We start from the raw sequence: 13,716 nt of genomic DNA on the forward strand, positions 1-13,716 counted from the left end.
ATGTCGACGGCGGCCACGGCGGTGGCGCGCTGCGCGATCACTCATGTCCATATCTGATCGGAGCCTTATATGAACCACTCCATCAGCCTCACCGTGAACGGTGCGCGGCGCGACTTCGTCCTCGACGATCCGCGCGTCACGCTGCTCGATCTCCTGCGTGAGCGCCTCCATCTGACCGGAACCAAGAAGGGATGCGACCGCGGCCAATGCGGCGCCTGCACCATTCTCGTCGACGGCAAGCGCATCAACTCCTGCCTCGCGCTCGCGATCAGTCATGACGGCGCCGACATCCTCACAATCGAAGGCATCGCGCGCGGCGACCAACTTCACCCCGTGCAGGCCGCCTTCATCGCCCATGACGGATTTCAGTGCGGCTTCTGCACGCCCGGCCAGATCATGAGCGCGATCGGCATGATGAGCGAGGCGCAGGCCGGCAACGATCCCGAGCGCATTCGCGAATGCATGAGCGGCAATCTGTGCCGCTGCGGCGCCTATGCCGGCATCGTCGATGCCGTGCTCGACGCGCAGGCCGGCATGGACGAATCCAACCAGAGGCGCTCCGCATGAAGCAGTTTGATTACGTCAGGCCGGCCACGGTCGCCGAGGCCGTCGCCGCCGCCGCGCAGCCGGGCGCCGCCTATCTCGCAGCCGGCACTAATCTGCTCGATCTGATGAAGGGCGGCGTCAGCCGTCCGGATCGTCTGGTTGACGTCACCCATCTCGACGGCCTCGATCGGATCGAGCGTCTCGCCGACGGTGGTATGCGTATCGGCGCACTGGTGAGCAACGCCGATCTTGCGCATGACGCCGACTTCGCAAAGTCCTATCCGGCCGTCGCCGAAGCGCTGCTCTCCGGCGCATCGGCGCAATTGCGCAATGCCGCGACCGTCGGCGGCAATTTGCTGCAACGGACCCGCTGCGCGTATTTCTATGACACCGCCAGCCGCTGCAACAAGCGCGAGGCCGGCAGCGGTTGCGACGCGCGTGACGGCGAGAACCGCACCCACGCCGTGCTCGGCTGGAGCGAAAACTGCATCGCAACGCACCCATCCGACTTCTGCGTACCCTTGGTCGCGCTTGACGCCATCGTCGAGATCGAAGGCAGGAGCGGGCGGCGCGAGATCGCGCTCGACGAACTTCATCGCTTGCCCGGAGATACGCCCGAGCGTGAATCGGCGCTTGAACCGGGGGATCTGATCGTGGCGGTGCGTCTGCCGCCCGCTGCGCGGGGCTTTGCCGCGCATGTGCGCTATCTCAAGGTCCGCGATCGAACGTCCTACGCGTTTGCCGTCGTCTCGGCTGCGGCCGCGCTGCGGATCGAGAACGGCAAGATCGCGGAGGCGCGGCTTGCGCTCGGCGGTGTCGCCGCAAAGCCCTGGCGCGCCCGCGCTGGGGAGGACGTGCTCAGAAACGTCGCGCCCACGGTGGACGCTTTCCAGGAAGCCGCCTCGCGCGCGCTAGCCGACGCAAAACCGTCCGGCGACAACGCCTTCAAGATCGAGCTCGCGCGCCGCATCATCGTGCGCGCGCTGAGCCTCGCTGCCGCCGGTACGCCCGTGCGCATCCCCGCGCTGCCGGCCTCTCCCTTTGCCTCGACGTCCGGAGCCATTCATGCCCGAGCTTAATCTCACCAGCGCGCCCGCTCATCTGCGCCATGGCTCCAGCATTGGTCAGCCGCTGACCCGCCGCGACGGCGTGCTTAAGGTCCAAGGCCAGGCGACCTACGCCGCCGACAATCATCCGCCCGGCTTGCTGTTTGCGGTGATGGCCGTCGCCAGCATTTCGCGCGGCCGCGTGACCTCGCTCGATGTCAGCGCTGCCAAGCGCCACCCCGGCGTCGTCGATGTCATGACGCCAGACCACAAGCCTGAACTCGCGATTGATCCCGAGATCAAGACCAATCCTTTCGTGTTCCGGATGGAGGTGTTGCAGAGCAATGAAGTTCGCTACGCCAACCAGCCGATCGCCGTCGTGATCGCCGAAACGCTCGAGGCGGCCACGGAAGGCGCCGCGCTGCTGGCGCCGCGCTACGAGACGCTGCCCGCGCTCATCGGCCTCGACGCGGGTGAAAGCTTCGTGCCGCCGGTCGTCGGCGTCGGCAACCCCACGGAAAATCATCGCGGCGATGTGGAGGCGGGACTTGCGTCGGCCGAGAAGCGGATCGACGCGGTTTACGAAACGCCGCCGCAATATCACAACGCAATGGAGCCGCATGCGATCGTGGCTGCATGGGATGGCGACAACCTGCAGATCGACATGCCGACCCAGGGTCTCATGCTGTCGCTTGCGCGCGTCGCCGAATTGTTCGGCATCGCGCACGACAAGATCCACATCCGCAGCCCGTTCCTCGGCGGCGGGTTTGGCTCGAAGGGACTCATGGCCGGCCCGCCGGTCCTCGGCATCATGGCGGCAAAGCTCGTCGGCAAACCGGTCAAGCTGGTGCTGCGCCGCGAGCAGATGTACGGCCCGGTCGGCCATCGCGCGCCGACGCGGCAGCGACTGCGCATCGGCACCGATGGCGAGGGGCGCCTGACAGCGCTGGATCACCACGCGCGCACCGTGTCGAGCACGTTCGACGATTTCTACGAGCCCGCGGCCGATGCCTCGCACACGCTCTATGCGGCACCTGCGATCCGCACCTCGCATGACGCCGTGCGTGTCAACACCGGCACGCCTTTGTTCATGCGCGCGCCCGGCGAGGCGACCGGCTCGATCGCGCTGGAGAGCGCGATCGACGAGATGGCTTGGGACTGCGGCCTCGATCCGCTCGCCTTTCGTCTGAAGAACTATGCCGAGGTCGAGCCCATCACCGGCAAACCGTTCTCGTCCAAGGCGCTGCGCGCCTGCTACGAGCAAGGCGCTGCGCGCTTCGGCTGGGCGAAGCGACCGCTCCAGCCGCGGCAGATGCGCGACGACGATGGTCTTCTGGTTGGCTGGGGCATGGGCACCGCGACGTTCCCGGCGCTCATGTTCCAGGCCGAGGCACGTGCGGTGCTTCGCCGCGACGGCTCCGGCGCCATGGAAATCGGCGCGCATGACATGGGGCAGGGCGCCTGGACGGCGCTTGCGCAGATTGCGGCCGACGAACTCGGGCTTGATATCGATCGCGTCGAGTTCAAGGCGGGGTCGTCCGACCTGCCCGATGCCGGCATTGCCGGCGGCTCGGCACATACGGCAACCGCGGGTGCTGCGATCCACAGCGCAGGCGCGGCCGTGATTGCGAAACTCGCCGATCTCGCCACCGGTGACGAGCACTCGCCGCTGTTCGGCGCCGGCAACGCCGGCGTGATCGCGCGCGATGGCAGGTTGATCCGGCGCGACGACGAGAGCCGCGGCGAAAGCTATTCCGAGATTCTGGCGCGCGCCGGCGTCGCCGAGGTCGAGGCGCGTGGCACCGGCGCGCCGAATCCGGCGGCGATGGAGGAGTATGCGATGCACGCCCATGGCGCGGTGTTCGCGGAGGTGAAGGTCGATCCCGAACTCGGCCAGGTCCGCGTCACCCGCATGCTCGGCGCCTTCGCCGCGGGACGGATCGTCAACCCGCGCATGGTGCAGAGCCAGCTGTTCGGTGGCATGATCTGGGGCCTATCCTTCGCCTTGCACGAGGAAGCAATCACCGACCGCCGCACCGGCCGGATCATGAACGCCAATCTCGGCGAGTACCATATCCCGGTGAATGCCGACGTGCCGCCGCTCGACGTGATCACGGTCGATGAGCACGATCCGCACGTGAACGCGCTCGGCATCAAGGGTGTCGGCGAGATCGGCATCACCGGCAGTGCAGGGGCAGTCGCTAACGCCGTCTGGCATGCGACGGGCGTGCGTGTCCGCCGCTTCCCGATCCGGATCGAGGAGTTGCTGACGTAGCCTTCAAGCAGCGGCGGGCGAGCCCGTCTCGCTCCCCGCCTGCTAGTGCAGCTTCTTGCGAAGAGCCTTGAGAGCCTCTCGCTGCGACTCGATGTAATTCGCGATGGTCTTGCGCAGCTCCTCCGAATGGAGCTTGTCGCTGTCGCGCTGCACTTCATCGAGTGCGGCCTCTGCATTTGCGAGCGTGATCTTCATAGCGAGCCCTGTTACGAAGCGGCTCCGGAAAGCGGAGGCTGCTTGGCTATGGCTCGAAACATATAGAGGATCAGGCTGCGGAAATTGAGATGGCTCAACCTCCGTAAGATACCGGTGGCTCCGTAGGATTGCGGACAACGTCAAAACGTCGGCGGTGTGCAGGCCGAGATCACCTCGCACGGCTTGCCGCCGACGCAGCGGAAGCGATGCGGGCGACGGCTCTCGAAGTAATAGGCATCGCCCGGATTGAGGATGCGGCGCTCGTCCTCGACGGTGACTTCGAGCTTTCCTGAAATCACGATGCCGCCTTCTTCGCCGTCATGGACGAGGTGAACGCGTCCGGTGTCGCTGCCGGGTTCATAGCGCTCCTTCAGGATCTGCAGGCTGCGACCGAATAGATTGTCGCCGACTTGCCGGTAGGAGATCGGCTTCTTGCCGACCTCGGTCAGCTCTTCGCCGCGGTAGAAGATCTTGCGCCGGCTCTCCGGCTCCAGCGCGAAGAATTCGGCGAGCCCCATCGGAATGCCGTCGAGGATGCGCTTGAGTGCCCCCACCGACGGATTCATCTGGTTGGATTCGATCAGCGAGATCGTCGAATTGGTGACGCCGGCGCGTTTGGCGAGTTCGCGCTGCGACAGCTTCTGGCGCGCCCGGATGAATCGCAGCCGTCCACCGATATCGACGCTCATGTCCCTGGCCCGTGTTGCAAGTGGTGCGGATCGCGCAAATATGGACCGGCGGGCCTAGTCAAATCAATGGCTTGCAGATCATCAGAAAAGGACTTGTTGCGGTTTTCAAGCCGTGCCTCTGGTACCAGGTCAGCAAAGGAGCGTGGCCCGTGACCCTTCATCAGATTCCGAACACCATCAAGACCGATTCGTTCTGGATGCCGTTCACGGCCAACCGGCAGTTCAAGAAGGCGCCCCGCCTGTTCTCCTCGGCCGAGGGCATGCACTACACTACCGTCGACGGCCGCAAGGTAATCGACGCCTCCGCCGGCCTTTGGTGCGTCAATGCCGGCCACGGCCGCAAGCAGATCGCCGCCGCCGTCGAGCGCCAGCTGATGACGCTGGATTTCGCACCGTCGTTCCAGATGGGCCATCCGCTGGCATTCGACTTCGCCGAGCGTCTGGCCGAGATCGCGCCGAAGGGCCTCGATCGCATCTTCTTCACCAATTCCGGCTCCGAGTCGGTCGACACCGCGCTGAAGATCGCGCTCGCCTATCATCGCGCCAACGGCCAGGCGAGCCGCACCCGCCTGATCGGCCGCGAGCGCGGCTATCACGGCGTCGGATTCGGCGGCACCTCGGTCGGCGGCATGGTCGCCAACCGCCGCGCCTTCGCCACCCTGCTGCCGGGCGTCGACCACATCCGCCACACCCACGATCTCACCCGCAACGCCTTCGCCAAGGATCAGCCCGAGCATGGCGCCGAGCTCGCCGATGATCTCGAGCGGCTGGTGGCCCTGCACGGCGCCGAGACCATTGCTGCCGTCATCGTCGAGCCGGTGCCGGGCTCGACTGCGGTGTTGCCGCCGCCGAAGGGCTATCTCCAGCGCCTGCGTGAGATCTGCGACAAGCACGGCATCCTCCTGATCTTCGACGAGGTCATCACCGGCTTCGGCCGCCTCGGCACGCCGTTCGCCGCCAATTTCTTCGGCGTCACGCCTGACATGATGACGACGGCCAAGGGCATCACCAACGGCACCATTCCCTGCGGCGCCGTGTTCGCGAGCCGCAAGGTTCACGACGGCCTGATGGTCGGCCCGGAGAACGCGATGGAGCTGTTCCACGGCTATACCTATTCGGCGCATCCGGTCGCCTGCGCCGCGGGCATCGCGACGCTCGACATCTACAAGGACGAAGGCCTGCTGACGCGCGGTGCCTCGATCTCCGAATATTGGCGCGATGCGCTGCATTCGCTGAAGGGCCTGCCCAATGTCGTCGATATCCGCAATTGCGGCCTGATGGGCGCGGTCGAGTTGTCGCCGCGTGACGGTACGGTCGGCGTGCGTGGCTATGACGTCATGGTCGACTGCTTCAATCGCGGGCTGTACTTCCGCATGAGCGGGGATAGCTTTGCGCTGTCGCCTCCGCTCATCGTCGAGAAGAGCCACATCGACGATATCGTGTCGATCCTCGGCGATGCCATCAAGCGGGTGGCCTGATAATTGCTCTCGCCGTTGCGGAGTTCCCTCTTGCAGCGGCGAGCGTGATGCCGCGGGAGTTTGACCAAGCGTGAAAGTTCTGATCCTCGGCAGCGGTGTCATCGGTGTCACCTCTGCCTACTACCTCGCGCGTGCCGGCCACGAGGTGACGGTCGTCGACCGTCAGCCCGAACCGGCGCTCGAGACCTCCTTTGCCAATGCCGGCGAGGTGTCGCCCGGCTATTCCTCGCCCTGGGCCGGTCCCGGCGTACCGGTGAAGGCGGTCAAATGGCTGCTGATGAAGCACGGCCCGCTGGTGATCCGGCCGAAGCTCGATCCCGTGATGTGGGTCTGGCTGCTCAAGATGCTGCGCAATTGCACCAGCGAACGCTACGCGATCAACAAGAGCCGGATGATCCCGATCGCGGAATATAGTCGCGATTGCCTGCGCGACCTGCGCCGCGACATCGGCATTCAATATGACGAGCGCTCGCAGGGCACGCTGCAGCTATTCCGCTACCAATCGCAGCTCGACGGCACCGGTGAGGACATCGCCGTGCTCAAGCAATACGGTGTGCCGTTCGAGGTGCTCAGCCGTGAGGGCTGCATCGCGGCCGAGCCGGCGCTGGCGGGCGTGAAGGAGAAGTTCGCGGGCGGACTGCGCTTGCCGCAGGACGAGACCGGCGATTGTCACATGTTCACGCAGGCGCTGGCCAAGCATGCCGAAGCGCTCGGCGTGCGCTTCATGTTCAACACCGGTATCGACCGCATCGTCACCGACGGCGAGCGCGTCAGCGGCGTCGTGACCAGCGCCGGAATGTTGCAGGCCGACGCTTACGTGCTCGCGCTCGGAAGCTGGTCGTCGCGGCTGGTCGCGCCGCTCGATATTTCGCTGCCGGTCTATCCCGTGAAGGGCTATTCGATCACGGTGCCGATCAAGGACGCTTCCGGCGCGCCGGAATCGACCGTGATGGACGAGAGCTACAAGGTCGCCATCACGCGCCTCGGCAATCGCATCCGCGTCGGCGGCACCGCCGAAATCTCCGGCTTCTCGAGCCAGCTCTACGAGGCGCGGCGCGCCACGCTCGATCACTCGCTGACCGATCTGTTTCCGCGCGGCGGCGATCTCTCCAAGGCAACGTTCTGGAGCGGCCTGCGCCCGATGACGCCGGACGGCCCGCCCGTGATCGGCCCGACGCAGTACGCCAACCTTCACCTCAACACCGGCCACGGCACGCTCGGCTGGACCATGTCCTGCGGCTCCGGCCGCGTGCTCGCCGACATGCTGTCGGGCAAGAAGCCGGACATTGATGTGAGTGCGCTGACGGTGGACCGGTACAAGTACCGGTTCGGTTAAGACTCTATCCTCCCGTCATTGCGAGGAGCACTTGCGACGAAGCAATCCAGAGTGTCTCCGCAGTCAGAGTCTGGATTGCTTCGCTTCGCTCGCAATGACCGCTGCCGCTACCCCGTCCCCGTCACGCAATTTACCCACAGCACCACCGCCTTGGCATCCTCGGCCGGATTTGAAAATCGGTGCGGCCGTCGGCTTGCAAACCGAAAACTGTCGCCTGTCTTCAGCGACCATGTCTCGCTGTCCACCGTCAGCATCATCTCGCCTTCGAGCACGAGGCCGGCTTCTTCGCCGTCATGGGTGTAGAGCTCGTCGCCGGTGGAGCCGCCGGGCTCCAGATGTACCAGGAACAGATTGAGCCGGTTGTCGGCGCTGGCCGGGCTCAGTAATTGCTTCGACACGCCGGTGCGCCAGAGCTTCAGTTCGGGCCGTTGCAGCCCGCGCGTGACGACCTGATCTGACGCACCGTCGGCGTTCGGGCTCGCGCCGAACAGCGCGGCGATGCCGACGCCGAGCACGTCGGCGAGCGTGGCCAGCACGCGCAGCGACGGCGACGACAGGCCGCGCTCGATCTGGCTGAGGAAGCCGATCGACAGCTCCGTGCGCGAAGCGACCGTCTCGAGCGAGAATTGCCTGATCCGCCTGAGATCGCGGATGCGGCGGCCGACCGCGACATCCATCGCCGGCTCGCCCGCTTTCGCGAAAGCGCTGGTGCTGGCCTTGGCTTTCACCTTCACCTTTATCTGCACCTTCTTCGCCGGCTTTGCGGCGGCCGGTCTGCGCATTCTCTTGCCACCGCTCACGTCAATCCGCTTCCTTCATGTGCATGAAAACCGCTTGCAACGGTCGTGAAAGTGTGACCAAATTTTCATACTGGTGAAAATAGGCCGAAACGGCTTGGCCCGCAACGTCTGCGATGACGAGATCTGCGAGCGCCGCCATCGGCCGGGCCCAAGGGGGATGCGATGAAGCGTTTTGGTCTCGCCGCGGTCGCGGCACTCGCGATTGCCGCAGCAGCGCCGGCTTCGGCGCAGCAAGTGCTGAAGGTCGGCTCGACGCCGACAGGCATTCCCTTCACCTTCCTCGACACCAAGACCAATTCCATCCAGGGCATCATGGTCGATCTCGTCACTGAAGTGGGCAAGGATGCCGGCTTCAACGTGCAGATCGAGCCGATGCAGTTCTCGGCGCTGATCCCGTCGCTGACATCGAGCAAGATCGACATCATTGCGGCCGCGATGTTCATCACGGCGCCGCGCAAGGAGGTCGTCGACTTCTCCGACCCGATCTACACCTATGGCGAAGGCCTCGTGGTCCCGAAGAGCGACACCAAGGCCTACGCCACCCAGGACGATCTGAAGGGTGAGACGGTCGGCGCCCAAGTCGGCACCGCCTTCGTCGACGCGCTGAAGAAGTCCGGCCTGTTCGCCGACGTCAAGGCCTACGACACCATTCCCGACATCCTGCGCGACGTGAACACCGGCCGCCTCAAGGCCGGTTACGCCGACTATCCGATCCTCGCCTACAATCTGAAGCAGGGCGGCTTCCCCGAGGTGCGCCTGGTCGACGGCTACAAGCCCGTCACCGTCGGCTCGGTCGGCATCGGCGTGCGCAAGGGCGAAGCCGCGCTGCTCGGCAAGATCAATGCCTCCCTCGCCAAGCTGAAGGCCAACGGCACCATCGACAAGATCCTCGATAAATGGGGTCTGAAGGCACAGGGTTGATCGCCAGCGGCCAATCGATGAAAGCTGATCGATGAAAGGCTTCTGGCACGACGCGGCCGAATTCTTTCCGATCCTGATGAGCGGCGTCGTGCTGACGATCGTCGTCACCATCGGCTCGCTGCTGCTCTCGACGGTGCTTGGCCTCGTCTGGGCGATGATGCGGGTCTCCGGCATCCGCGTCCTGTCGCTGCTCAGCGCCAGCCTGATCAACGTGATCCGCGGCATTCCGATCATCGTGCTGTTGTTCTACCTCTACTTCGTGATGCCTGATCTCGGCGTCACGCTCAGCGCGTTGCAGGCCGCGATCCTCGGGCTCGGCATCGCCTACTCGGCCTATCAGGCGGAAAATTTCCGCGCCGGCATCGAGGCCATCGACAAGGGGCAGATCGAGGCGGCGCAATCGATCGGCATGGGCTGGTGGCTGACCATGCGCCGGGTCGTGCTGCCGCAGGCGGTGCGCATCGTGCTGCCGCCCTACGGCAACGTCATGATCATGATGCTGAAGGATTCCTCGCAGGCCTCGACCATCACGGTCGCCGAGCTCGCCCTTCAGGGCAAGCTGATCGCGTCCTCGACCTTCAAGAACACCAACGTGTTTACGATGGTTGCGCTGATGTATCTCACCATGAGCATTCCGCTGATCCTGCTGGTCCGTCACTTCGAGAAGCGGGCCGGCAAGAAATGATCGAGCTGACCGACGTCCACAAGAGCTTTGGCGAGAACGAGGTGCTCAAGGGCATCACGGCGTCCGTCCAGAAGGGCGAGGTGGTCTGCATCGTCGGCCCCTCCGGCTCCGGCAAGTCCACCATCTTGCGCTGTATCAACGGTCTCGAAAGCTACGACCGCGGCGAGATCAGCGTCGAGGGATTGAAGGTCGACCGCGACGCGCCGTCGATCGTGCAAGTCCGCACCCAGGTCTCGATGGTGTTCCAGCGCTTCAACCTGTTTCCGCACCGGACCGTGCTGGAGAACGTGGTCGAAGGTCCGCTCTATGTGAAGAAGGAGCCGCGCGCTGCCGCATTCGAGCGTGGCCGCGCGCTGCTCGCCCAGGTGGGCCTTGCCGAGAAAGCCAACGAACATCCGCCGCAGCTCTCCGGCGGCCAGCAGCAACGCGTCGCGATCGCGCGGGCGCTGGCGATGCAGCCCAAGGCCATCCTGTTCGACGAACCGACCTCGGCGCTCGATCCTGAATTGGTCGGCGACGTTCTCGGCGTGATGCGCAAGCTCGCCGACGACGGCATGACCATGGTCGTCGTCACCCACGAGATGGGCTTTGCCCGCGACGTCGCCGACCGCGTGCTGTTCATCGACGGCGGCGTCATCGTCGAGCAGGGACCGGCGAAATCGGTGCTCAACCAACCGCAGCATGCGCGGACGCAGGATTTTCTGCGCCGCGTGCTGCATCCGCTCTGATCGGCCTTCGCCATGACCACGCGCCTGCCTCTGCCGCCGTCTCTCTATGCCGACACCGCCGTTGCGCCGGTGGCTACGCCGCCGCTCGAAATCGACAAGAGGGTCTCGGTCGCCATTATCGGCGGCGGCTACACCGGCCTGTCCACCGCGTTGCATCTGGCGGAGCAGGGTGTCGAGGCACTGGTGCTGGAGGCGCAGGAGCCGGGCTGGGGCGCATCCGGCAACAATGGCGGTCACACCAATCCGGGACTGAAGCACGACCCCGATCAGATCGAGGCGGATTTCGGCGTCGAACTCGGCCGCCGCATGATCGACTTCTCCTACGGCACGACGAATTTCACCCACGATTTGATCCGCCGCTACCAGATCCCGTGCGAAGCGCGGCAGAACGGTACGCTGCGCGCGGCCTATAACGAGGCCAGCGCCGCCGCGATCGAGACAACCGCGCGGCAATGCATCGCCCGTGGCATGCCGGTGTCGTACCTCAATCGCGAGCAATTGCGCGAGATGACCGGCACGGATCGCTACATCGGCGCCATGTTCGATACCCGCGGCGGCGACCTGCATCCCCTGAGCTATGCCCGCGGCCTCTCGCGCGCCGCGATTTCCGCAGGCGCGAAAATCCATGGCGAAACACCGGCACTATCGTTGCGCCGGGAAGGCAGCCGCTGGCGCATCGAGACGCCGCGCGCGCTGGTGCATGCCGACAAGGTGCTGCTCGCGACCAACGGTTTTACCGACGATCTCTGGCCGGCGCTTCGCCGCACCATCGTGCCGGTGTTTTCCTCGATCGCGGCCACGGCCCCGCTGTCTGACGACGTGGCCCGTTCGATCATGCCGACGCGTCCCGTCCTTTACGAGAGCGGCCACATCACCGTCTATTACCGCATCGATCAGCAGAACCGCCTCTTGATGGGCGGCCGCGGGCCGATGCGCTGGATCAGTTCGCCGCGCGACGTCGCCTATCTCATGCGATACGCCGAGCGGCTATGGCCGCAGCTCAAGGGCGTTGCCTGGACCCATGGCTGGAACAGCCGGCTCGCCATCACCGCGGATCATTACCCGCATGTGCACGAGCCCGCGGACAACATCCTGATCTCGCTCGGCTGCAATGGCCGCGGCGTCGCGCTCTCGACCGCGATGGGCGCGCAGCTGGCGCGGCGTCTGATCGGCGGCGCCAAGGCCGAGATCGACATGCCCGTCACCGGCATCAAGCCGATCCCGATGCATGCCTTCTGGCCGGTCGGCGTGACGACGGCAGTGATCGCTGGTCGCGTGCGCGACCGGCTGGGGATCTAGGCTCAGCCCTCCGCCACCGCGTCGGCCCAGGGCTGGAAGATCTCGACCGCGCCGGAATTGGTGTCGCCGTCGCGCATCACGACGCTCGGGCAGGCGAACTTCTGCGGCAAGGACTGCACCCGTGCTTCCTCATAGTCGAATCGCGCCGCGAGCGTCTCACGTGTGTCCGCCGGCAACCTGGTATCGCCGATCACGATCGCGCCTTCGCTGGCGTCGATGCGCGGTTGGTGGATCGCGGCATCGAGATCCATGCCGAAATCCATCGCAAACGACACGATCTGCATCACCGACGGCAGGATGCGGCGACCGCCGGAGGCGCCGACCGCGAGCCGTCTGCCGTCCTTGGCCTCGGCGATGACAGGCGTGTAGTTGGTGAGACAGCGCTTGCCTGGGGCGAGCGAGTTGGTGGTGCCCGGCATCGGGTCGAACCACATGATGCCGTTGTTCATGGCGATGCCGGTGTGCGGCGTGACGTATTTCGAGCCGAAGGACGACAGCAGCGTCTGCGTCACCGCCGCGATGTTGCCGTGGCGGTCGACCACGGAGAAGTGCGTGGTGCAGGAGGGCGCCAGATAGTCCGCGCCGAGCGAGCGCTTGCCGTCGGCATCCCCCATATCCTTGAGCCGCTCGCGATAAGCCGATTGCAGCGCGGCGGCATATTCGGCGTAGGTGGTTGCATCGGGCGCGCTTCCCGGCTTCAGGTTCTGCTGCAACAGGCGCAGCGCATGCGCCATGGTCGGTCCGGCCGTCAGCTCCGGCGTCGCAAACACCTTGCCGCCGCGATAGGGGATCGCCAGCGGATCGCGCAGATGGGCTCGGAACGCGGCGAGGTCCTCCACCGATAGCGCGCCGCCGTCAGCCTTGATGTCGGACGCGATGCTTCTGGCGAGGTCGCCCTGATAGAAATCGCGCGGACCGGCGTCGGCGAGGTGCGCCAGTGTCACCTTCAGCGCGTCCAGCGGCAGCCGCGTCTCGGACTTGATGCCCCATGGCGCGCTCGGCGGCAGGCCATCCTTCAGGAACGTGGCCGCGCTTCCCGGATAGCGCCGAAGATCGGCCGCCGATGCCGCGATCGTCAGCGTGGTCCACCAGTCGACCAGCAGGCCTTCACCGGCGAGGGCGACGGCCGGCGCGACAAGATCTTTCCACGGCAGCCTGGCGTGGCAGCGATGCGCCTCCTCCATGCCGGCGACGACTCCGGGCACGGCGATCGAGCCGGGGCCGTGGATATTGCGGTCGTCCTTGACCCGCTGCCAGGGAAACAGGTCGGAAGCCGCACCTTCGCCGCTGAGCGGATAGTCTGCGGTGCGCAGGCTTTGCGGCGCGCACATGCCGTAGTCGATCACCTCATAGCGATTTTCCGCGGCACGGTAGAGCACCATCGCGCCGCCGCCGCCCATGCCGCTGTTCCAGGGCTCCAGCACGTTGAGCGCGAAGGTGGTGGCGACGATCGCATCCACGCAGTCGCCGCCCGCTGCCAGCACTTGCGCCCCCACTTCGGCCGCCCGCCGCGATTGTGCGGCGACGATGCCGCCTTTGGATGTGATGGCGGGCTTGCGGACGGTTTGGGCGTGGCTGAACTGGTGCGGCATGATGATGTCTGTGTGCTGTCTTCGGTTTGGCTTCGTTGCGCTGAGTTCCGCATTCGGCGGAACGCGCGAAGAATGGCACATCGCCCCCACCGAGAACATCGAAAGGGCGGCGTGGCATGGCTGGTG

The 13,716-nt window shown here is 65.5% G+C and carries 13 protein-coding genes; 9 read left to right on the forward strand and 4 right to left on the reverse strand.

Annotated features, from left to right (window positions below):
- The first annotated feature begins 69 nt into the window (after positions 1 to 69).
- Genes IVA75_RS08380 through IVA75_RS08390 form a run of 3 tightly spaced genes read left to right on the forward strand, consistent with a single transcriptional unit; the run spans position 70 to position 3,867 of the window.
- Positions 70 to 567, forward strand: coding sequence for a 2Fe-2S iron-sulfur cluster-binding protein (locus tag IVA75_RS08380; protein ID WP_247282581.1), 498 nt, complete (start codon positions 70 to 72; stop codon positions 565 to 567).
- Positions 564 to 1,625: a xanthine dehydrogenase family protein subunit M gene (locus tag IVA75_RS08385; RefSeq protein WP_247282582.1), complete on the forward strand. Its 1,062-nt coding sequence runs from the start codon at positions 564 to 566 to the stop codon at positions 1,623 to 1,625. The genes IVA75_RS08380 and IVA75_RS08385 overlap by 4 nt, the downstream gene beginning before the upstream one ends.
- Entirely contained in the window at positions 1,612 to 3,867 is a 2,256-nt protein-coding gene (locus IVA75_RS08390; protein WP_247282583.1) for a xanthine dehydrogenase family protein molybdopterin-binding subunit, read from the forward strand. Before IVA75_RS08385 ends, IVA75_RS08390 begins: the two co-directional genes overlap by 14 nt.
- A 42-nt stretch (positions 3,868 to 3,909) precedes the next feature.
- On the opposite strand, the gene IVA75_RS08395 is transcribed toward IVA75_RS08390, so the two are convergent.
- Both IVA75_RS08395 and IVA75_RS08400 read right to left on the reverse strand, forming a co-directional pair.
- Complete coding sequence (locus tag IVA75_RS08395) at positions 3,910 to 4,062, reverse strand: hypothetical protein (RefSeq protein ID WP_197031157.1); 153 nt, start codon at positions 4,060 to 4,062, stop codon at positions 3,910 to 3,912.
- A gap of 140 nt (positions 4,063 to 4,202) precedes the next feature.
- Positions 4,203 to 4,751 carry a cupin domain-containing protein gene (locus IVA75_RS08400; RefSeq protein WP_007606338.1) on the reverse strand — a complete coding sequence of 183 codons (549 nt, stop codon included), beginning with the start codon at positions 4,749 to 4,751 and terminating at the stop codon, positions 4,203 to 4,205.
- A 149-nt stretch (positions 4,752 to 4,900) separates the two neighbouring features.
- Between IVA75_RS08400 and IVA75_RS08405 the strand changes: the two genes are divergently transcribed.
- Positions 4,901 to 6,229, forward strand: coding sequence for an aspartate aminotransferase family protein (locus IVA75_RS08405; RefSeq protein WP_007600575.1), 1,329 nt, complete (start codon positions 4,901 to 4,903; stop codon positions 6,227 to 6,229).
- A gap of 70 nt (positions 6,230 to 6,299) precedes the next feature.
- Positions 6,300 to 7,565, forward strand: a complete 1,266-nt coding sequence (locus IVA75_RS08410; protein WP_247282584.1) for a D-amino acid dehydrogenase — start codon at positions 6,300 to 6,302, stop codon at positions 7,563 to 7,565.
- 107 nt (positions 7,566 to 7,672) lie between these two features.
- On the opposite strand, the gene IVA75_RS08415 is transcribed toward IVA75_RS08410, so the two are convergent.
- Positions 7,673 to 8,347, reverse strand: a complete 675-nt coding sequence (locus tag IVA75_RS08415; RefSeq protein WP_247282585.1) for an XRE family transcriptional regulator — start codon at positions 8,345 to 8,347, stop codon at positions 7,673 to 7,675.
- A gap of 180 nt (positions 8,348 to 8,527) precedes the next feature.
- Here IVA75_RS08415 and IVA75_RS08420 point away from each other — a divergent pair, with 180 nt between their 5' ends.
- The 4 genes from IVA75_RS08420 to IVA75_RS08435 are packed head-to-tail and all read left to right on the forward strand — an operon-like array spanning position 8,528 to position 11,998.
- On the forward strand, positions 8,528 to 9,286 hold the full coding sequence (locus IVA75_RS08420; RefSeq protein WP_247282586.1) for an ABC transporter substrate-binding protein: 759 nt from the start codon (positions 8,528 to 8,530) through the stop codon (positions 9,284 to 9,286).
- Between the two features lie 31 nt (positions 9,287 to 9,317).
- On the forward strand, positions 9,318 to 9,971 hold the full coding sequence (locus tag IVA75_RS08425; protein ID WP_007600584.1) for an amino acid ABC transporter permease: 654 nt from the start codon (positions 9,318 to 9,320) through the stop codon (positions 9,969 to 9,971).
- Entirely contained in the window at positions 9,968 to 10,699 is a 732-nt protein-coding gene (locus IVA75_RS08430) for an amino acid ABC transporter ATP-binding protein (protein WP_027568180.1), read from the forward strand. Before IVA75_RS08425 ends, IVA75_RS08430 begins: the two co-directional genes overlap by 4 nt.
- Before the next feature lie 12 nt (positions 10,700 to 10,711).
- Complete coding sequence (locus IVA75_RS08435) at positions 10,712 to 11,998, forward strand: FAD-binding oxidoreductase (RefSeq protein WP_247282587.1); 1,287 nt, start codon at positions 10,712 to 10,714, stop codon at positions 11,996 to 11,998.
- A 2-nt stretch (positions 11,999 to 12,000) separates the two neighbouring features.
- Here IVA75_RS08435 and IVA75_RS08440 read toward each other — a convergent pair whose 3' ends face one another.
- Positions 12,001 to 13,590, reverse strand: a complete 1,590-nt coding sequence (locus tag IVA75_RS08440) for a gamma-glutamyltransferase (protein WP_247282588.1) — start codon at positions 13,588 to 13,590, stop codon at positions 12,001 to 12,003.
- Positions 13,591 to 13,716: the final 126 nt, after the last annotated feature.

Source organism: Bradyrhizobium sp. 134, from assembly GCF_023074155.1.
GTDB lineage: Bacteria > Pseudomonadota > Alphaproteobacteria > Rhizobiales > Xanthobacteraceae > Bradyrhizobium.